19 protein-coding genes are annotated in these 19,846 nt (G+C 68.0%); 10 read left to right on the forward strand and 9 right to left on the reverse strand.

What is annotated here, in order from left to right; all coding sequences use genetic code 11:
* On the forward strand, positions 1-1,743 hold a 1,743-nt coding region (locus QZ772_RS19485), incomplete at its 5' end, for a bifunctional aconitate hydratase 2/2-methylisocitrate dehydratase (RefSeq protein ID WP_295529657.1).
* A gap of 151 nt (positions 1,744-1,894) precedes the next feature.
* On the opposite strand, the gene QZ772_RS19490 is transcribed toward QZ772_RS19485, so the two are convergent.
* Together QZ772_RS19490 and QZ772_RS19495 are read right to left on the reverse strand one after the other, a co-directional pair.
* The gene (locus QZ772_RS19490; protein ID WP_295529659.1) at positions 1,895-2,392 is read right to left on the reverse strand and encodes a pyridoxamine 5'-phosphate oxidase family protein; all 498 of its coding nucleotides are present in this window, start codon (positions 2,390-2,392) and stop codon (positions 1,895-1,897) included.
* Positions 2,393-2,509: 117 nt separating this feature from the next.
* A complete protein-coding gene (locus QZ772_RS19495) occupies positions 2,510-3,370 on the reverse strand; it encodes a helix-turn-helix transcriptional regulator (protein WP_295529661.1) in 861 nt (286 codons plus the stop codon).
* A 141-nt stretch (positions 3,371-3,511) separates the two neighbouring features.
* On the opposite strand from QZ772_RS19495, the gene QZ772_RS19500 reads away from it, so the two are divergent.
* The 6 genes from QZ772_RS19500 (at position 3,512) to QZ772_RS19525 (ending at position 10,715) form a co-directional block, all read left to right on the forward strand.
* Positions 3,512-3,931, forward strand: coding sequence for a hypothetical protein (locus tag QZ772_RS19500; protein WP_295529663.1), 420 nt, complete (start codon positions 3,512-3,514; stop codon positions 3,929-3,931).
* Positions 3,932-4,022: 91 nt separating this feature from the next.
* On the forward strand, positions 4,023-6,770 hold the full coding sequence (gene acnA / locus QZ772_RS19505; RefSeq protein WP_295529665.1) for an aconitate hydratase AcnA: 2,748 nt from the start codon (positions 4,023-4,025) through the stop codon (positions 6,768-6,770).
* A 222-nt stretch (positions 6,771-6,992) separates the two neighbouring features.
* Positions 6,993-7,286: a FeoA family protein gene (locus QZ772_RS19510; protein WP_295529667.1), complete on the forward strand. Its 294-nt coding sequence runs from the start codon at positions 6,993-6,995 to the stop codon at positions 7,284-7,286.
* Positions 7,279-9,159: a ferrous iron transport protein B gene (gene feoB / locus QZ772_RS19515; protein ID WP_295529669.1), complete on the forward strand. Its 1,881-nt coding sequence runs from the start codon at positions 7,279-7,281 to the stop codon at positions 9,157-9,159. Before QZ772_RS19510 ends, feoB begins: the two co-directional genes overlap by 8 nt.
* 27 nt (positions 9,160-9,186) lie before the next feature.
* The gene (locus QZ772_RS19520; RefSeq protein WP_295529671.1) at positions 9,187-9,453 is read left to right on the forward strand and encodes a DUF6587 family protein; all 267 of its coding nucleotides are present in this window, start codon (positions 9,187-9,189) and stop codon (positions 9,451-9,453) included.
* A gap of 65 nt (positions 9,454-9,518) precedes the next feature.
* Positions 9,519-10,715, forward strand: coding sequence for an FAD-dependent monooxygenase (locus QZ772_RS19525; protein WP_295529673.1), 1,197 nt, complete (start codon positions 9,519-9,521; stop codon positions 10,713-10,715).
* Positions 10,716-10,903: 188 nt separating this feature from the next.
* Here the strand turns inward: QZ772_RS19525 and kynA are convergent, their stop codons facing one another.
* Complete coding sequence (gene kynA / locus QZ772_RS19530; RefSeq protein WP_295529675.1) at positions 10,904-11,788, reverse strand: tryptophan 2,3-dioxygenase; 885 nt, start codon at positions 11,786-11,788, stop codon at positions 10,904-10,906.
* A 24-nt stretch (positions 11,789-11,812) separates the two neighbouring features.
* Complete coding sequence (locus QZ772_RS19535; protein ID WP_295529677.1) at positions 11,813-13,006, reverse strand: amino acid aminotransferase; 1,194 nt, start codon at positions 13,004-13,006, stop codon at positions 11,813-11,815.
* Positions 13,007-13,225: 219 nt separating this feature from the next.
* On the opposite strand from QZ772_RS19535, the gene QZ772_RS19540 reads away from it, so the two are divergent.
* Positions 13,226-13,606 (forward strand): RidA family protein, encoded by a 381-nt coding sequence (locus QZ772_RS19540; protein WP_295529679.1) that lies wholly within the window; start codon positions 13,226-13,228, stop codon positions 13,604-13,606.
* A gap of 40 nt (positions 13,607-13,646) precedes the next feature.
* On the opposite strand, the gene kynB is transcribed toward QZ772_RS19540, so the two are convergent.
* From kynB to QZ772_RS19560, 4 genes are all read right to left on the reverse strand, one after another.
* Entirely contained in the window at positions 13,647-14,291 is a 645-nt protein-coding gene (gene kynB, locus QZ772_RS19545; protein WP_295529681.1) for an arylformamidase, read from the reverse strand.
* Positions 14,292-14,392: 101 nt separating this feature from the next.
* On the reverse strand, positions 14,393-14,701 hold the full coding sequence (locus QZ772_RS19550; protein ID WP_295529683.1) for a YkgJ family cysteine cluster protein: 309 nt from the start codon (positions 14,699-14,701) through the stop codon (positions 14,393-14,395).
* Between the two features lie 26 nt (positions 14,702-14,727).
* Complete coding sequence (argF, locus tag QZ772_RS19555) at positions 14,728-15,684, reverse strand: ornithine carbamoyltransferase (protein ID WP_295529685.1); 957 nt, start codon at positions 15,682-15,684, stop codon at positions 14,728-14,730.
* 4 nt (positions 15,685-15,688) lie between these two features.
* Positions 15,689-16,894: an aspartate aminotransferase family protein gene (locus QZ772_RS19560; RefSeq protein WP_295529687.1), complete on the reverse strand. Its 1,206-nt coding sequence runs from the start codon at positions 16,892-16,894 to the stop codon at positions 15,689-15,691.
* A gap of 179 nt (positions 16,895-17,073) precedes the next feature.
* On the opposite strand from QZ772_RS19560, the gene QZ772_RS19565 reads away from it, so the two are divergent.
* The gene (locus tag QZ772_RS19565; RefSeq protein ID WP_295529689.1) at positions 17,074-17,397 is read left to right on the forward strand and encodes a DUF3579 domain-containing protein; all 324 of its coding nucleotides are present in this window, start codon (positions 17,074-17,076) and stop codon (positions 17,395-17,397) included.
* A gap of 141 nt (positions 17,398-17,538) precedes the next feature.
* Here QZ772_RS19565 and rpsT read toward each other — a convergent pair whose 3' ends face one another.
* Complete coding sequence (gene rpsT, locus QZ772_RS19570) at positions 17,539-17,853, reverse strand: 30S ribosomal protein S20 (protein ID WP_017761815.1); 315 nt, start codon at positions 17,851-17,853, stop codon at positions 17,539-17,541.
* Between the two features lie 351 nt (positions 17,854-18,204).
* Between rpsT and murJ the strand changes: the two genes are divergently transcribed.
* Complete coding sequence (gene murJ, locus QZ772_RS19575; RefSeq protein ID WP_295529691.1) at positions 18,205-19,767, forward strand: murein biosynthesis integral membrane protein MurJ; 1,563 nt, start codon at positions 18,205-18,207, stop codon at positions 19,765-19,767.
* Positions 19,768-19,846: the final 79 nt, after the last annotated feature.

Below are 19,846 nucleotides of genomic sequence, written 5' to 3' on the forward strand. Positions count from 1 at the left end.
TTCTACAACACCATGGAAGACGCCGGCTCCCTGCCCATCGAGCTGGACGTGAGCCAGATGAACATGGGTGACACCGTCGAGCTGCGTCCCTACGAAGGCAAGGCTCTCAAGGACGGCAAGGTCATCGCCGAGTTCCAGGTCAAGAGCGAAGTGCTGTTCGACGAAGTGCGCGCCGGTGGCCGCATCCCGCTGATCATCGGCCGCGGCCTGACGGCCAAGGCGCGCGAGGCGCTGGGCCTGCCAGCCTCCACGCTGTTCCGCCTGCCCAAGGCGCCGGTCGACACCGGCAAGGGCTTCTCGCTGGCGCAGAAGATGGTCGGCCGCGCCTGCGGCCTGCCCGAAGGCCAGGGCATCCGCCCCGGCACCTACTGCGAGCCCAAGATGACCTCGGTCGGCTCCCAGGACACTACCGGTCCGATGACCCGCGACGAGCTGAAGGACCTGGCTTGCCTGGGCTTCTCGGCCGATCTGGTCATGCAGTCCTTCTGCCACACGGCCGCCTACCCCAAGAAGGTGGACGTGAAGATGCACCACGAGCTGCCCGACTTCATCAGCACCCGCGGCGGCATCTCGCTGCGCCCGGGCGATGGCGTGATCCACAGCTGGCTCAACCGCCTGCTGACGCCCGACACCGTCGGTACCGGCGGCGACTCGCACACGCGCTTTCCGATCGGCATCAGCTTCCCGGCCGGCTCCGGCCTGGTCGCCTTCGCGGCCGCCACCGGCGTGATGCCGCTGGACATGCCCGAGTCGGTGCTGGTGCGCTTCAAGGGCAAGATGCAGCCCGGCGTCACGCTGCGCGACCTGGTCAACGCCATTCCGCTCTACGCCATCAAACAGGGCCTGCTGACGGTGGAGAAGAAGGGCAAGAAGAACATCTTCTCCGGCCGCATCCTCGAAATCGAGGGCCTGCCCGAGCTGAAGGTGGAGCAGGCCTTCGAACTGTCCGACGCCAGCGCCGAGCGCTCGGCCGCCGGTTGCACGGTGCACCTGAACAAGGAACCGATCATCGAGTACATCAACAGCAACATCACGCTGATGAAGTGGATGATTGCCGAGGGCTACCAGGACGCCCGCACGCTGCAGCGCCGCATCGATGCGCAGGAAGCCTGGCTGAAGGATCCGCAGCTGCTCAAGGCCGATGCCGATGCCGAGTACGCCGCCGTGATCGAGATCGACCTGGCCGACATCCACGAGCCCATCGTGGCCTGCCCGAACGACCCGGACGACGTGAAGACGCTGTCCGACGTGGCCGGCGCCAAGATCGATGAGGTGTTCATCGGCTCGTGCATGACCAACATCGGCCACTTCCGCGCGGCGTCCAAGCTGCTGGAAGGCAAGCGCGACATCCCGGTCAAGCTGTGGATCGCGCCGCCGACCAAGATGGACGCGCAGCAGCTGACCGAGGAAGGCCACTACGGCGTCTTCGGCAATGCCGGTGCACGCACCGAAATGCCGGGCTGCTCGCTGTGCATGGGCAACCAGGCGCAGGTGCGCGAAGGCGCGACGGTGATGTCGACCAGCACCCGCAACTTCCCCAACCGTCTGGGCAAGAACACCAACGTGTACCTGGGTTCGGCGGAACTGGCCTCGATCTGCTCCAAGCTCGGCCGCATCCCGACCAAGGACGAGTACATGGCGGACATCGGCGTCATCAACCAGAACGGCGACAAGATCTACCAGTACCTGAACTTCGACAAGATCGAGGACTACAAGGAAGTGGCCGACGGCGTCGCTGCCTGACCCTGATCGCCGCCTCAGCCGGCGCATCGCCAATGCAAGGGCCCGCCGAAAGGCGGGCCCTTATTCGTTCTGAGGGGCGCCTACCGGCTGCAGCGGCGACTCGCTCAAGTCGAAGTCACCGCCGCGAACAAGCAGCACCGGCGCGGCAGAATCAGAGGTCGAGCTTCTTGTGCTCGCCCATTTGGGGCGGTGCCTTGCCGCCCATGGCGGCGCGGGCAATCTTGAGCAACTGCGTCACCTTGCTTTCGGTGACGTCCCAGTATTCGGCCGCCTCGATGCTGACGGCCAGCAGGCCGAGGTTGGGATCATCGACGCCCTTCGGGAACCAGGCCTCGGCGACCTTGTTGAACAGCTCGCGCTTTTTGGTTTCGTCGTTGGAGAGCATGGCCCGGCCTGCGACTGAGACATAGCTATCGTCGTCGGGATTGGCATAGGCCACGTTCACGACCGGATCACTGGCGACATGGCGAGCGATCTCACCATCGAGCGGGATGAAGAAGTACAACGTGGCGTTCTCGTCCACCGATCGGTTCTGCGTCGTCAGCGGGTGGCTGTGCAGCAGGCCATCACCATGGCGATGCGTGAGCATGCCGAAGCGCGTGTCCTTGATCAGCTCCCAGAGCTTGGCGTGGTCGTCGGTGTGAGTCATGGCGAACTTCCTTTGTCCTTCTGATGGGTGGGTGAGGCGGCGCGTGGTGTGGACGCGTGCCGTGCACCGTAAAAGCCCGTCATGCATGCGCCTGACGCCTGCAGGCGCGTCTGGCTGTCAGCGCAGGCCGACCCTGCTCGACAGTGGCGCCTCGGACGCCAGGTTGGCAAGCGCCGCCGAGGTGGCCGCGTCGGCCGGGAAGAAGGATTCGATGGCCAGGTCCTGCAGCGTGATGTCCACCGGGGTGCCGAAGACGGTCGTGGTGCTGATGAGATTGAGCACGCGCTCGCCATGGCGAAGGCGGAAGGGCACGGCGATGCCGGCGAACTCGCTGTCGACGGCCGGCTCCTCCTTGACCGCCGGACAGGGGTAGGCCGACAAGTCCTGGTGCAGCGCCTGCAGCACCGGATCGCCCGTCGCGCCGATCTGCTGGCACAGTCGCTCCAGCAGGTGTGCCCGCCAGGCTCGAAGGTTGGCGATCCGGGGCGCCAGACCTTGGGGATGCAGGCTCAGGCGCAGCACGTTCACCGGCGCAGCCAGCAGAAATGGCGCGACACCATCGAGCAGCCGCGGCACAAGCGCATTTGCCGCCACCAGCTTCCAATGGCGGTCCACCGCAAGTGCGGGATAGGGCTCATGGGCGCGCAGCAGGCGATCGACGGCCATGCGGGCCATGGCGAGTGCCGGATCGTCGATGGGCCGTTCGCGGTACATCGGTGCATAGCCGGCGGACACCAGCAGGCGGTTGCGCTCGCGCAGCGGTACTGAGAGCCGCTCGGCCAGGCGCAGCACCATGTCCCGGCTGGGCAGGGCGCGGCCGGTCTCCACACAACTGAGATGCCGGGTGGAAATGTCGGCCTCGTGAGCCAGGTCGAGCTGGCTCATGCGCCGGTGCTGGCGCCAGTGGCGCAGGTGCGCACCGAAGGCGGCGTCGCTTGTCGGCGGTGCAGAGGTGGCGGTTGTCGTCGTGGCGGACATGCGGCCATTCTGGCGACACGGCAGGGGCGGGGCCATGACCTCGCAGGTCATGGCCGGCACGCAGCGCCAGCGGGAGGATGGGGCCGACACCCTGCTTTCGGGTGCCGTCGATTCATCCACCTCAACCTCCAAGGAGCTGCCATGTCCCCGATCCTGACTTCGCCCCGCTTTCTCTCCCGCGTCATGTGGTTGGATGCCACGTCCTGCCTGCTGACAGGCGCCATCCAGTGCGTGGCGACGGCGAGTCTCGCGGCCCGCACCGGACTGCCGGCGCCGCTGCTCGGCGCGACCGGCCTGTTCCTGCTGGTCTACGCTGCCGCCGCCGGCTGGATGGCCAGCCGCGCTGTGCCGCCGCGGATCCTCATCGGGCTGGTGGCCATCGGCAATCTCGGCTGGGCCTTCGGCTGCCTGGTCCTGCTGTTCGGGAGCCGCCTTCAACCCACGGTGGTCGGCGAGATCTGGGTGGGGCTGCAGGTCGTGGTGGTGCTGGCATTGGCCGCCGCGCAGGGGGCGGGTCTGCGCGCCACGTCACCCCGGCCGGGCCCCGCACTGCAGGCCTGAGCGCTGGTGAAGGAGGGGTAGCCCACTGACGTCCAGTGCCTTCAAAGCCTGCTATCTTGCTCGCTGGTTCGAACAAGAAGGAACGCTTCCCATGGCCGACGCCGCTACTCCCCACGTCTTCGCTTCCGCCCTCAAGACCTTCAAGACGGCCTCCGGCCGCCAGGGCAAATACTGGTCCCTGCCCGAGCTGACCAAGCAGTTCCCCAACATCGCCAAGCTGCCGGTGTCCATCCGGATCGTGCTGGAGTCGGTGCTGCGCAACTGCGACGGCCAGAAGGTCTCGGCCGAGCATGTGGAGCAACTGGCCACCTGGCAGGCCAATGCCGAGCGCACGGAGGAGATTCCCTTCGTCGTCACGCGCGTCGTGCTCCAGGACTTCACCGGTGTGCCGCTGCTGGCCGACTTGGCCGCCATGCGCAGCACCGCCAAGCGGCTGGACAAGTCGCCCAAGACCATCGAGCCGCTGGTCCCGGTGGACCTGGTGGTGGACCACTCGGTGATGGTCGACCACTACGGCACGCCGCAGGCGCTCGACCTGAACATGAAGCTGGAGTTCTCCCGCAACAAGGAGCGCTACCAGTTCATGAAGTGGGGCATGCAGGCCTTCGACACCTTCGGCGTCACGCCGCCGGGCTTCGGCATCGTGCACCAGGTCAACCTGGAGTACCTGGCGCGCGGCGTCTACAAGTCGGCCGACGACAAGGCCGAGGTGGCCACCTGGTACCCGGACTCGCTGGTGGGCACGGACAGCCACACGACCATGATCAACGGCGTCGGCGTGGTGGGTTGGGGCGTGGGCGGCATCGAGGCCGAGGCCGCCATGCTCGGCCAGCCGGTGTACTTCCTCACGCCCGATGTGGTGGGCTTCGAGCTCACCGGCCAGCTGCGCGAAGGCGTGACCGCGACCGACCTGGTGCTCTACGTCACGCAGATCCTGCGGCAGGAGAAGGTCGTCGGCAAGTTCGTCGAGTTCTTCGGCCCCGGTGCGGCGTCCATCCCCGTGCCGGACCGCGCGACCATCGGCAACATGGCGCCCGAATACGGCGCCACCATGGGCTTCTTCCCGGTGGATGAGAAGACCATCGCCTACTTCCGCGGCACCGGCCGAACGGACGAGGAGATCGAGCGCCTGGAGGCCTACTACAAGGCCCAGGGCCTGTTCGGCATGCCCGCCCCCGGCGCGCTCAACTACACCAAGACCGTCAAGCTGGACCTGTCCACCGTCACGCCCAGCCTGGCCGGCCCCAAGCGGCCGCAGGACCGCATCGACCTGGGCCACCTGGCCGGCCGCTTCACCGAGCTCTACAGCAAGCCCAACGAGGCCAATGGCTTCAACCAGCCAGCCGACAAGCTGGCGGTGCGTCACGACATCGCGCTCGAGGGCAAGAAGGTCGACATCGGCAACGGCGATGTGCTGATCGCGGCCATCACCTCGTGCACCAACACGTCGAACCCCAGCGTGCTGCTGGCCGCCGGCCTGCTGGCCAAGAAGGCGGTGGAGGCGGGCCTGACGGTCAAGCCGCATGTCAAGACGTCGCTGGCGCCCGGCTCGCGCATCGTCACCGACTACCTGCAGAAGACGAAGCTGCTTCCGTACCTGGAGAAGCTGGGTTTCTACCTGGCGGGCTACGGCTGCACCACCTGCATCGGCAACGCGGGCGACCTGGCACCGGAGATCAACGACGTCATCACCACCAACAACCTGGTGTGCGCGGCCGTGCTGTCGGGCAACCGCAATTTCGAGGCGCGCATCCACCCCAACCTCAAGGCCAACTTCCTGGCCTCGCCGCCGCTGGTCGTGGCCTTCGCCATCGCCGGCAACGTGACGGTGGACCTGATGACCCAGCCGGTGGGCAAGGGCACGGGCGGCAAGGACGTCTACCTGGGTGACATCTGGCCCAGCGCCTCCGAGGTGGACGAGCTGCTGCGCTTCGCCATGGACGCGCAGGCTTTCCGCCGCAACTACGAGCAGATCGCCGCCAATCCCGGCGAGCTGTGGAACAGCATCAAGGGCGTGACGGGCGAGGTCTACGACTGGCCGACCTCCACCTACATCGCCGAGCCGCCCTTCTTCGAAGGCTTCGGCATGCAGCCGAAGGCGGCGGAGGCCGGCGTGACCGGTGCGCGCGTCATGGCACTGTTCGGCGACTCGATCACCACCGACCACATCTCGCCGGCCGGCTCCATCAAGGAAAGCTCGCCGGCCGGCCAGTGGCTCAAGGCCCATGGCGTGGGCAAGGCCGACTTCAACAGCTACGGCTCGCGCCGCGGCAACCACGAGGTGATGATGCGCGGCACCTTCGCCAACGTGCGCATCAAGAACCTGATGCTGCCGGCCGGCGCCGACGGCTCTCGGGAGGAGGGCGGCCTGACGCTGTTCCAGCCGGGCGGCGAGAAGATGTACATCTACGACGCCGCGATGAAGTACATCGACCAAGGCGTGCCGACGGTTATCTTCGCCGGCGAGGAGTACGGCACCGGCTCCAGCCGCGACTGGGCCGCCAAGGGCACCCAGCTGCTGGGCATCAAGGCCGTGGTGGCGCGCAGCTTCGAGCGCATCCACCGGGCCAATCTGGTCGGCATGGGCGTGCTGCCGCTGCAGTTCCTGGGTGCCGACTCATGGCAGAGCCTGGGGCTCAAGGGCGACGAGAAGATCGATGTGGTCATTCCCGGCGAGCTCAAGCCGCAGCGCGAAGACGTCAAGCTGGTGATCGAAAGCGCCGACGGCAGCCGCAAGGAGGTGACCGTGCGCCTGCGCATCGACACGCCGATCGAGGTCGAGTACTACAAGCACGGCGGCATCCTGCCTTTCGTGCTGCGTCAACTGCTGCAGGACTAAAGCGTCATCGCCGCGCCCGGCGCGGCGCAGTGCGGATGCCAGCGGGGCCGCGGAATGGTGAGAGCCGTTCCGCGGCCTTTGTTTTGCGCGGCTGGCTTCGGCCAGCATTGCCGAATGGCAACGAGGTTTCTGATCACCGAGGCTCCTGCTTGCAATTGAAAATTGTTAGCATCTGGCTTTTGCCAGAGAGCGCTTCGCCTTGCGGCGGGGCCCATTGCTTCCGTGTCCACCTCTGCCTCGCGCGCACCGGCCGCCTTTCTGCCGCTCGACCAACTGCCCGACCGCCAGTGGGCGACCGTGATGGATGTCGCTCGCGGCGAAGCCGCGGACGACCGCGACCTGGCGCTGCGCCTGACCGAGATCGGTTTCGTCCCCGGGGAGCGCGTCTGCGTGGTGGCCAGCGGCCATCCAGGGCGCGAGCCGCTGGCCGTGCGCCTCGGCCACACCACCTTCGCCCTGCGCCGCTACGAGGCTGCGCTGATCCACGTCGCGCCCACGGAGGCTGCCCATGGCTGAGGCGAGCATCGCATTCCAGTCGCCGAATCCGCCGCGCCGCGTGGCGCTGCTGGGCATTCCCAACTGCGGCAAGACGGCCTTGTTCAACCTGCTGACCGGCAGTCGCCAGAAAGTGGCCAACTATGCCGGCGTGACCGTCGAGCGCAAGGAAGGCGAACTGCGCACTCCCGGCGGCCGCCACGTGGCGGTGCTCGACTTGCCGGGTGCCTACAGCCTCAACGCCCTGTCGGCCGACGAGGCGGTGACGCGCGACGTGGTCACCGGCCGTCGCGACCAACTGCCCGACCTGCTGGTCTCCGTGACCGACGCCACGAACCTGCGGCTGAACCTGCGGCTGGTGCTCGAAGCCAAGCGCCTAGGCGTGCCGATGGTAATGGCGCTGAACATGACCGACATGGCCGAGCGCCAGGGCATCCGCGTCGACACCGACATCCTCTCGCGCGAGCTGGGCATTCCGGTGATCCGCACCGTGGGCGTGCGCCGACACGGCGCCACCGAGTTGCTGGCTGCGCTCGACGCGCCGGTGCCGGCCGCGTCGCCGCTGCCCTGGGAAGCACCGTCCATGGACGACGTGCTGGCCTCGCACAGGGAGGTGCGACGCATCCTCGATCTGGCGGTGCAGACGCCGCAGGGCAGCCTGGCCACCAGCGACCGCATCGACCGCGTGGTGCTGCATCCCGTCTGGGGCATGCTGGTGCTGGCCGTGACGCTGTTCCTCATGTTCCAGGCGGTGTTCAGCTGGGCGGCGGTGCCCATGGACGCCATCAAGGCCGGCACCGATGCGGTCGGTGGCTGGGTGCAGGGCGTGATGGCCGACGGGCCGCTGCGCAGCCTGCTGGTGGACGGCGTGGTGGCGGGCGTGGGCGGCGTGCTGGTCTTCCTGCCGCAGATCCTGATCCTGTTCCTCTTCATCCTGGCGCTGGAGGATTCCGGCTACCTGCCGCGTGCGGCCTTCCTGCTGGACCGGGTGATGGGCACGGTGGGCCTGTCGGGTCGTTCCTTCATTCCGCTGCTGTCCAGCTTCGCCTGCGCCATTCCCGGCATCATGGCCACCCGCACCATCAGCAACTGGCGCGACCGGCTGACCACCATCCTGATTGCGCCGCTGATGACCTGCTCGGCCCGCCTGCCGGTGTATGCGCTGCTGATCGGCGCCTTCATCCCGCAGCGCGAGGTGCTCGGCATCTTCAACCTGCAGGGCGTGGTGCTCTTCCTGCTGTACGTCTTCGGCATCGTCTCGGCCATGGCGGTGGCCTGGGTGCTCAAGCGACTGCGCACGCATCAGGGTCACTCCCCGCTGCTGATGGAGCTGCCGGCCTACCGCTGGCCCAACCTGCGCAACCTGTTGCTGGGGCTGTGGGAGCGGGCGTGGATCTTTCTGCGCCGCGTGGGCACCATCATCCTCACGCTGACCATCCTGCTGTGGTTCCTGTCGAGCTATCCGGCGCCGCCCGCCGGTGCCACCGGCCCGGCGATCGAGTACAGCTTCGCCGGGCGTCTGGGCCAGCTTCTGGAGCACATCTTCGCGCCCATCGGCTTCAACTGGCAGATCTCCATCGCGCTGGTGCCCGGCATGGCGGCCCGCGAAGTGGCGGTGGGTGCGCTGGGCACGGTGTACGCGCTGTCCGCCACCGGCGAGGAAGTGGCTGGCGCGCTGGAACCGCTGATCGCCGGCAGCTGGTCGCTGGCGACCGCGCTGTCGCTGCTGGTGTGGTTCGTGTTCGCGCCGCAGTGCATCTCGACGCTGGCCACCGTGAAGCGCGAAACCAACAGCTGGAAGCAGGTCTTCATCATGGCCGGCTACCTGTTCGGGCTGGCCTATGTGGCCTGTTTCATCACCTATCGCGTCGCGCTGGCCCTCGGGGCCGGCTGACGCTCCTGTGTTGCGGAGATCGCTGCCATGCAAAACGCCGTCGTTGCCCTGATCGTCCTCGTGGCTGCCGTCTATGCCGCCTGGCACTGGATGCCGGCCGGCTGGCGGCGCTCGCTCGCGCCGCGCATGGCGCGCTGGATGGCGCGCAGCGGCCTGGTGTGCGAGGAACGCGAGGCGAAAGTGGCCCGCTCTCTCGGCCAGGTGGGTGGCTGCGGTTCCTGCGACAGCTGCGGCACCTGCGGCCCGACGCCGGTCGGGGGCCGAGACGGCGCCTCGTCCTCGGCACGTCGCTGATCCAGCGCAGCCCGGCCGGCGCGGTCGGGCCGAGAATCGTGGACTTTTTTGGGATCCACGAGCGCATGCGCATCCATTCCCTCATCGTCGGCGGCGGCATCGGCGGTCTGGCCGCCGCCCTGGCTCTGGCGCGGGCCGGCCACACGGCAGACGTGACGGAGCAGGCGCCCGCCTTCAGCGAGGTGGGTGCGGGCATCCAGCTGGGACCGAACATCGTCCGGAGGCTGCGCGCTCTGGGGCTTGGCGAGGCGCTGAATGCCATCGTGGCCCATCCCGAGCGGCTGTGCGTGTCATCGGCGCTGAACGGCGGCCGCGTCGCCACCATGCCCCTTGCGGGCGTCATGGAGCAGCGCTACGGCGCACCGTACTTCACGGTCCATCGCGCCGATCTGCACGGCCTGCTGCTGGAGGCCGTGCGCGCGCAGGCCGAGGGTGCCGTGACGCTCAGCACGGGCGCGCGCATCGAGCGCCTGTCCACCCGCGGCGACGAATTCGTCTGCGCCGCCACCGACGATGGCCGCGCGTGGGAAGGCGACGCGCTCATCGGCGCCGATGGTGTGTGGGGTCGTGTCCGGCCGCGCATCTGGCCCGACGCAGCGCCGGCGCGGCCGACCGGGCACATGGCCTTTCGTGCGCTCCTGAAGCAGGACACCTTGCCCGCGCCGCTGCGCAGTCGGCAGGTGGATGTCTGGCTGGCGCCGCGACTGCACGCCGTGGCCTATCCCGTGCGTGGCGGCGAATGGCTCAATCTGGTGGTGCTGGTCGAATCACCGCCGGACGAGGCCGGTGCCGATGCGCGCGATTGGGACCAGTCCGCCAGCCGCGCTGCACTCGACCGTGCCACTGGTCATGTCGGCCAGCCGCTGCGGGCGCTGCTCGATGCCGTTCCGGCGTGGCGCGCTTGGACGCTGTGCGACCGGACGCCGCTGGCCGGACCGCAGGAGATGGTCGACGGGCGTGTGGCGCTGCTGGGCGATGCGGCGCACCCCATGCTGCCGTACCTGGCACAAGGTGCGGGCATGGCGATCGAGGACGCGGTGACGCTGGCACAGCAGCTCAGGGGCTGCACGTCGGCTGAGGTGCCCCAGGCCCTGGCGCGCTATGCGCAAGCGCGTTGGGCGCGCAATGGGCAGGTGCAGGCCCGTGCGCGGCGCAACGGGCGGATCTTCCATCTGGGTGGCCCCGCACGCTGGGGCCGCGACATGGTGATGCGGCTGGCCGGTCCTACACTAATGGACCAGCCCTGGCTGTACGCCGGCTGAGCGCCGTGCAGGCCCGTGAGGTCATCCGCAACCGAATGAAACCGTACTCGCGTCATGGATCGAAGGGCCGCGGAGCAGGCCAAGCCAAGGCACCCGAGGAACTGGCTTGGCCAGGCCTCCGGGTGCGCCCCCCTCCAAGCCGAAGGCGACAGAGAGCGGGGGAGCCGCGAAGCGGCTTGGGGGGTGCTTCAGAGCTCCGTCCTCAGCGTCCAGAGTTCAGGGAACAGCACCACGTCCAGCATCTTGCGCAGGTAGCTCACCCCACCGGTGCCGCCAGTGCCGCGCTTGAAGCCGATCACGCGTTCCACCGTCGTCACATGGCGGAAGCGCCATAGGCGGAAGGCGTCCTCGATGTCGGTGAGCTTCTCGCCGAGCTGGTAGAGGTCCCAGTGGGCCTTCGGGTCGCGGTAGACCGTGAGCCAGGCCTCCTGGACGGCCTCGCTCGCGGTGTAGGGCTGCGTCCAGTCCCGCTCGAGCTTGTCGGACGGAATGGCGAGGCCCTCGCGGGCCATGAGTCGCAGCGTCTCGTCGTACAGCGAAGGCCGGCGCCATGCGGCGTCCACCATCGCCAGCAGGTGCGGGCGATGGGCATGCGGCTTGAGCATGGCGGCGTTCTTGTTGCCCAGCGCAAACTCGATGCAGCGGTACTGGGCGCTCTGGAAGCCGCTGGAGTTGGCCAGGTAGGGCCGCATGGCGGTGTACTCGGGCGGCGTCATGGTCGAGAGCACGGTCCAGGCGCCCACCAGCTGCTCCATGATGCGCGTGACCCGCGCCAGCATCTTGAAGGCCTCGGGCTTGGTGTTCTCGCCCGGGTTGGCGATGGCGGCGGTGGCGGCGGTCAACTCATGCAGCATCAGCTTCATCCACAGCTCGCTGGTCTGGTGCTGCACGATGAACAGCATCTCGTCGTGCGCGGGCGACAGCGGATGCTGGGCGCCCAGGATCTCGTCCAGATGCAGGTAGTCGCCATAGCTCATCGACTGGCTGAAGTCGAGCTGGGCCTTCTCTTCGTGGACGATCTGTTCGGGCAGCGCTCCGCCCTCCGCCTGGCCGGCGGATGTCGAGGAATTCATCGCAAGGCTCCTGGGAGGGTGGGTTCAGTCCAGCACGGCGGCCATGGCCTGGGCGACGTAGGCCACGTTTTGGGTCGACAGGCCGGCGATGCACATGCGGCCCGAGCGCACCAGGTACACCGCATGCTCCTCGCGCAGGCGGTCCACCTGCTCGGGCGTGAGGCCCGTGTAGCTGAACATGCCGCGCTGGGTCAGGAAGTAGCCGAAGTCCCGGCCGGGCAGGCGGTCCGCCAGCGTGGCGTGAAGGGCTTCGCGCATGGCCTTGATTCGGCCGCGCATCTCGGCGAGCTCGGCGTCCCACTGCGCATACAGCTCCGGCGTGCTCAGCACGCGCGTGACGATGCGCGCGCCGTGCGTCGGCGGGCTCGAATAGTTGGCGCGCACCGAGCTCTTGAGCTGGCCCAGCACGCGGCCGGCTTCCTCGGCCGAGCCGCACACCACCGACAGGCCGCCGCAACGCTCGCCGTACAGCGAGAAGCTCTTGGAGAAGGAATTGGCCAGAAAGAAGCGCACGCCCGCATCGGCCAGCGCGCGCGGTGCGAAGGCGTCCTCCACCAGGCCATCGCCGAAGCCCTGGTAGGCCATGTCCACATAAGGAATCAGGCCACGCTCCGCGATCACGGGGATGAGCTGCTTCCACTGGTCCTGCGACAGATCGACGCCCGTAGGGTTGTGGCAGCTGGCGTGCATCAACACGATGCTGCGGGCCGGCAGCGTCTTGAAGGCGGCCAGCATGTCCTCGAAGCGCAGGCCGCCGGTGGCCGGGTCGTAGTAGGGATACAGGTTCACCTGGAAGCCAGCGCCCTCGAACATGGCGCGGTGGTTCTCCCAGGTCGGGTCGCTCACCCAGACCTGCGAATCGCTGAAGTAGCGCTTGAGGAAGTCGCCACCCACCTTCAGGCCGCCGGAGCCGCCGATGGTCTGGATGGTGGCGACGCGGCCGCTGGTCACGGCCTCGTGCGTGGGGCCGAAGGCGAGCTTCTGCACGGCGGCGCGGTAGTCGGCCATGCCTTCCATGGGCAGGTAGGAGCGCGGGCCGATCTCCTGCAGCAGCGCCGTCTCGGCGGCGCGCACGGCCTTCATCACCGGCAGGCGGCCGTCGTCGTCGAAATAGATGCCGATGCTCAGCGACACCTTGTTGGGCCGCGTGTCGCGCTGGAAGTCCTCCATCAGCGAAAGGATCGGGTCACCGGGATAGGCGGGAATGTGTTCGAACATGTGTGGCTTTCGGTGGTGCGGTCCGTGGGCGGATGGCGGAACGGACGATGCAAGCTGCGGGCCGGGCGGGCTGCCGCGCTCGGGGACGAGCGGCGTAGGACAGGGCGCTGCGGAGCGAAGCGGGGAAGTTATCACCGTCAAAAAATGCGTTGTGTCGCTTATTTCCAACGGCGACCATAAAATAAACGTCGTTTTATGTATGGAACATCTGGGGTTGTGATGAAGCAAGTGATCGATGTGGGCCTGCCGGCGCTCAAGCAACCTTTTTCCTGGGCCGTGAAGGCCACGGGCGCGATGCTGTTCACCGCGCATGGGCCCGTCCGCACCGACGGGACCATCGACACCGGGACCATCGAGGCGCAAACGCGCCTGACCTTCGAGAACCTCCGGCGCGCCGTACAGGCGGCCGGCGGATCGATGGCCGATGTGACGCAGGTGCTGATCTACATGACCGACGTGACCGACATGCCGGCCATCGACGCGGTGTACCGGGAGTTCTTCGAGGCGCCGTATCCCAACCGTTCCAGCGCCGCGGTCGCGGCACTGGTGGTGCCGGGCATGAAGATCGAGATCGTGGCCTACGCCATGGTGCCGGCCTGAGCCGCCGCCGGGTCCCGCGCTGTCGCGTGTTCGCAGGTCCTCAGGCCAGCGCACGCAGCACAGCGCGCACGGGCGAGGCATCCGCCTGCACCAGCTTGAGCGGTAGTGCGATCAGCTCGTAGTCGCCCTCGGGCACGGTGTCGAGCACCAGGTTCTCCAGCACGCGCATGTCGTGGCGGCGGATGGTCTGGTGGCTGGGCAGGGCCTTGCTGTCGGCGGGGTCGATGCTGGCCGTGTCGATGCCGATCAGGCGCACGCCGAGCGCGGCCAGGCGTTCGACCGTCTCGGGCGCGTAGGCGGGAAGGGCCGGGTCCCATCGATCCACGGGCGCGTGGTCATAGGTGCGCACCAGTACCCGCGGGGGCAACCGGTCATCAATGGCATGAGCGATGTGCCGCCATTCGATGAGCGGCGCCGCGCCGATGGCATGGATCACCCGGCATGGGCCGAGGAAGGCGTCCAGGTCCACGAGGCCGATGGTCGTGCCATCGGCCTCGTAGTGGAGAGGGGCGTCGGCATGCGCGCCCACATGGGGCGACATCGTGATCTGGCTGACGTTGACGGGGCAGCCGGGCCCCAGCGTCGCGGCCCATTGCTGGGCGTAGGGCGTGTCACCAGGAAAGACGGGGGCGCCGACGTAGACGGGCGGCGAAATGTCCCAGAGGCGGGCAGAGGTGGCAGACATAGGTCGGACCATAGCGCTGCCGCGGCGGGCGTGGTGTCGGTTATTCCCAACGCGGACGAAGACGCGACCGGTGCGCGTTGCCCCGGCGTCAGGGACTCGCCTCAGCCCTCGAGTGCCGGCAGGCCATGCCGCGCGCGCGCCTTCTCGCAGCCGTAGCTCCCGGGCTCCAGTTCGCGGCAGGGATTCGGTCGCCATTCGTAGATGCCGCAGCCCACCGATTGCCCCACCTTGCCGGTGAGTGCCGCGCAGCGGATGGGGACATGGTCCGTGCCTCGCATGCGGCAGGTGGCGCCGTTGACCTCGACCGTCAGCCCCGCGGGTACCGTGCCGCCCATGTCGTCCAGCTCGTAGATGCTGAAGTCGACCCGGTAGCTGGCGCAGCAGGCGCCGCAGCTCTGGCAGGGACTCATGGTGGAAGGCGAGTTCGGGCAGCGCCTCAGCCGATGCGGCCGAGCAGCAGGTACTCCATCAGTGCCTTCTGCACATGCATGCGGTTCTCGGCCTCGTCCCAGACGACCGACTGCGGGCCGTCGATGACCTCGCCCGTGACCTCTTCGCCGCGGTGGGCAGGCAGGCAGTGCATGAAGAGGGCGTCGGGCTGGGCGACGGCCATCATGGCCTCGTCCACGCACCAGTCGGCAAAGGCTTGGCGGCGCTGCTCGTTCTCCGCTTCGTAGCCCATGCTGGTCCACACGTCGGTGGTCACCAGATGGGCGTCGCGGCAGGCGTCCATCGGGTCCTTGAAGACCTTGTAGCTGTCGCTGGAGCGAATGCCGGCAACCGCCTGGTCCACCTCGTAGCCGCTGGGCGTGCTCACGTGCACCGCAAAGCCCAGGATCTCGGCGGCCTGCAGCCAGGTGTTGGCCATGTTGTTGCCGTCTCCCACCCAGGCCACGGTCTTGCCGCGCAGCGCCTCGGGGTCGGGCGTGCCGTCGGCATCGAAGCCGCGGTGCTCCAGATAGGTGAACAGGTCGGCCAGGATCTGGCAGGGATGGAATTCGTTGGTCAGGCCGTTGATGACCGGCACCCGCGAGTTGGCGGCGAAGCGCTCGATCTTCTCCTGCTCATAAGTCCGGATCATCACCAGGTCGGTCATGCGGCTGATGACCTTGGCGCTGTCCTCGATGGGCTCGGCCCGGCCCAGCTGGCTGTCGCCGGTGGTCAGGTGCACCACGCTGCCGCCGAGCTGGTACATGCCGGCCTCGAAGCTTACGCGGGTGCGGGTGCTGGCCTTCTCGAAGATCATGGCCAGGGTGCGATCCGCCAGCGTGTGGTGCTTCTCGTAGGTCTTGAACTTCTTCTTGATGAGCGCCGCGCGTCGGAACAGGTACGCGTACTCGTCGGCCGTGAAGTCGCTGAACTGGAGGTAGTGGCGGATCGCAGGAAGGCTCATGGGCTTATTGTGCCGGCTCGGCCAGGAAGGCCTTCACGAGGGGAGCGAGGAGGGCGACGATCTCGTCCGCCTCGGCCACGGTGAGCACCAGCGGCGGCACGAGGCGGATCACGCGGTCGGCCGTCACCGAGAAGAGCAGGCCGGCTTCGCAGCCGCGCTCCAGCAGCGCGCCGGCGGGGCGGTCGAGTTCGATGCCCAGCATCAGGCCCTGGCCGCGCACTTCCTTCACGCCCGCCACGCCTTCGAAGGCCGCCTGCAGCGCGCTCTTGAGGTGGGCGCCGACGTCGGCCGCGTTCTGCAGCAGGCCGTCCCTTTCCATGATGCGCAGCGTCTCGATGCCGGCGCGCATGGCCAGCGGGTTGCCGCCGAAGGTCGTGCCATGGTTGCCCGGCTGAAAGATGTTGGCGGCCCTGGGGCCGGCCACCACCGCGCCCACCGGCACGCCCGAGCCCAGGCCCTTGGCCAGCGACATCACGTCCGGCACGATGCCGGCCCACTGATGCGCAAACCACTTGCCGGTGCGGCCGATGCCGGTCTGGATCTCGTCGATCATCATCAGCCAGTCGTTGGCATCGCACAGGGCCCGCACCTGCTGCAGGTAGTCCCAGCGCATCGGGTTGATGCCGCCTTCGCCCTGGATGGTCTCGAACATCACGGCGACCACGTTGGGGTTGCCCTCGGTCGCCTGCTTCAGCGCCTCGATGTCGTTGAGGGGCACGCGGATGAAGCCTTCGACCAGCGGGCCGAAGCCCTTCTGGATCTTCGGATTGCCGGTGGCCGACAGCGTGGCCAGGCTGCGGCCGTGGAAGGCATGCTCGTACACCACGATCTCCGGCCGTTCGATGCCCTTGTCGTGGCCGAATTTGCGCGCCAGCTTGATGGCGGCCTCGTTGGCCTCCAGGCCGGTGCAGCAGAAGAAGGCATTGGTCATGCCCGACAGTGCCGTGAGGCGTTCGGCCAGCACTTCCTGACCGGGCACGTAGTAGTAGTTGGATGCGTGAATCAGCTGCGTGAGCTGTTCCTGCAGCGCAGGCACGAGCTCGGGGTGGTTGTGGCCCAGGGTGTTGACGGCGATGCCGCCCAGACCGTCCAGGTAGGCCTTGCCGTTCGCATCCCACACGCGGCAGCCCTGGCCGCGCACCAGGGCGATGGGCAGCCGGCCATAGGTGTTCATGACGTGGGGCGAGGTGGGGGCGGCAGTGGCGCTCATGGGTTCTCCTGAAAGTGAAGAAATTCTAGGTGGGGGGCGTGACGCCTTCGTTGAGGATTGCGCATCACTGCCATGCGCCCCAGTGGCATCCGGATGCATGTCCTTTCGGGGTCGCGCGCGGGACACGCTGGGTAGAATCCCTTGTGCGGCGCAACACGCCTGCGCCGAACACGAGAACAATGGTTTCCCCCTCTGCCAAAGAAGTCTTCATCCAGGGCGTCACGAGCCAGGGTCGCACCTTTCGGCCCAGCGACTGGGCCGAGCGATTGGCCGGCGTGATGAGCCAGTTCCGCCCCGGCGGCGCCCGCCTCGGGGGGCATCTCAGCTATTCGCCCTGGTGCGTGCCGACGGTGATCAACGGCGTGAAGTGCGTGGTGGTCCACCGTGACCTGCAGGAGTCCGAACCGATGGCCTGGGATTTCGTCATGAACTTCGCCAAGGACAACGACCTCCAGGTGGCCGAGGCCTGCCTGGTGCCGGACGCGAAGCCCGCCAAGGGCTGATTGCCTCGCCCCTTTGCCGTTCGGAGCCCGCCGGATCCAGAAACGAAAAAACCGCCCGAAGGCGGTTTCTCTTTTTTCGCTGCAGCGCACCCGATCAAACGGCGGACCGCCTGTGGGCAGTCCGGGCTGACCTGAATTCCGTCAGGCGGCGGCCGCCGGAGCGGCAGTGGCCAGGGCCTTGACCTTGGCGGCCAGGCGGCTCTTGTCGCGCGCGGCCTTGTTCTTGTGGAAGATGCCCTTGTCGGCAATGGTGTCGACGACGCTCTGGGCCTTGGCGAACAGCTCGGTGGCCTTGGCCTGGTCGCCGGCGGCAACGGCCTTGGCGACGTTCTTCAGGGCCGTGCGGTACTTGGAGCGCAGCGAGCTGTTGGCGGCATTGAGCTTGGTGTCCTGGCGGACGCGCTTGCGGCCCGACGCGAGGCGCGGGTTCTTCTTTTTGGGCTTGGCGGATGCCATATTTGTGTTCCTTGAGTGTCTGGGGATGATGCGGCGAACCTAAAAGTATACCACCCCGTTTCTTGCTCACTTCGTGTAGCCGAATCCCCCTCAAGGGGCGCACCCGGCGGCCCGGCAAAGCCGGTTCCGCGGGTGCACTGGGGGTTCCGGCTCACGATGACTGCCGCCGCATCATCGGATGTTGGCCTCGCTGGCCTCCGCTGTCCTTGTACCCGCCCCCCCCCCCCGCGCCGCCGGCGACGTGATCCGCGCCGATGCTGTGTCGCAGGCCAAACGCGGAGCCACGGGTGACGGAGGAGGCAGGCCCGCACTCTGCCAAGCTCTCAAACGCCCCGCCTACACTGCGCCGCCGTGTCGCTCTTCAAATCCGCTTCCACCGTCTCCCTGCTGACCCTGGCCTCGCGCATCACCGGCCTCGTGCGGGATGTGCTGATGAGCTCGGTGTTCGGCGTGAGCGCGCTGACCGACGCCTTCTACGTCGCTTTCCGCATTCCCAACCTGTTCCGTCGCGTGCTGGGAGAGGGCGCATTCAGCCAGGCCTTCGTGCCGGTGCTGTCGGCCACCCGCACCGAGGGCGGCGAAGACCGGGCCCGGCAGCTGATCGACCATGTCGGCACCTTGCTGCTGTGGGCGCTGGTGCTGCTGTGCCTGGTCGGCGTGGTGGCCGCGCCGCTCATGGTCTGGGCCATGGCCAGCGGGTTGGAGCGCTCGGGCAGCTTCGATGCGGCCGTGGTCATGACGCGCTGGATGTTTCCCTACATCGGCTTCATGTCCCTGGTGGCCTTTGCCGGCGGCATCCTCAACACCTGGAAGCGCTTTGCGGTGCCGGCGGCGTCGCCGGTGCTGCTCAACGTTGCGCTGATCCTGTCCATCGTGGCGGGGGCGCCGCTGTTCCGGCGCTGGGGCATCGAGCCGATCTACGCCCAGTGCGTGGGTGTGATGGTGGGCGGCATGCTGCAGCTGGCGATCCAGATCCCCGCGCTGCGCCGGCTGGGCCTGATGCCGAAGCTTGGCGCGCGCTTCGCGGCCGTGCGCGAAGCTCGGAACGACCCGGGCACCCGCAAGATCCTGGGCCTGATGCTGCCGGCCATGATCGGCGTCAGCGGGGCGCAGCTGTCGTTGCTCATCAACACCCAGATCGCCTCGCACCTGGCGGCGGGCAGCGTCACCTGGATCACCAATGCCGACCGGCTGATGGAGTTCCCCAGCGCCATGCTGGGCGTGGCCCTGGGCGTGGTGCTGATGCCCCAACTCGCCGCGGCGCGCGCGGCAAAGGATACCGACCGCTATTCCGCCATGCTCGACTGGGGCCTGCGCCTGATCGTGCTGCTGGCACTGCCCTGCGCGGCGGCGCTGCTGGTGTTCCCGGTGCCGCTGGTGGCGGTGCTGTTCCACAACGGCGCCTTCGACGATGCGAGCGTGCTGCGCACGGCCGACGCGCTGGCGGGCTACGGCGTCGGGCTGGTGGGCATCGTCTCGATCAAGGTGCTGGCCGCAGGCTTCTACGCGCGCCACGACATGCGCACGCCGATGCGCATCAGCCTGGCAGCGCTGGCCGTGACGCAGCTGCTCAATCTGGCCTTCGTGCCCTGGCTGCAGCATGCCGGCCTGACGCTGGCCATCGGCGTAGGCCAGCTCCTCAACGCGTTGGCGCTGTGGGTGGGCCTGCGCCGCAGCGGCAGCTACCGGCTGGCGCCGGGCTGGGGCCGCTTCCTGCTGCAGGTGCTGGCGAGCACGGCGGTGATGACCGGGTTGCTGGTCTGGGGCGCCCATGGCTTCGACTGGGTGGGCCTGCGCAGCGATCGCCTGCTGCGCACGGGTCTGCTGACAGCGTTCGTCGTCGGCGCGGCGCTGCTGTATTTCGGCGTGCTGACGGCCTGTGGCCTGCGGCTGCGCAGCTTCGTGCGGCGCTGACGCGGGCAGCCCGGCATCGCCGAGGTGCCCGTGGGGCTTCCGCCGGCCGCCTTGACGCTGGCGACGTGGCTCCACTACA

This window comes from uncultured Pseudacidovorax sp., assembly GCF_913773995.1.
In the GTDB taxonomy this organism is placed as follows: domain Bacteria; phylum Pseudomonadota; class Gammaproteobacteria; order Burkholderiales; family Burkholderiaceae_C; genus Xenophilus.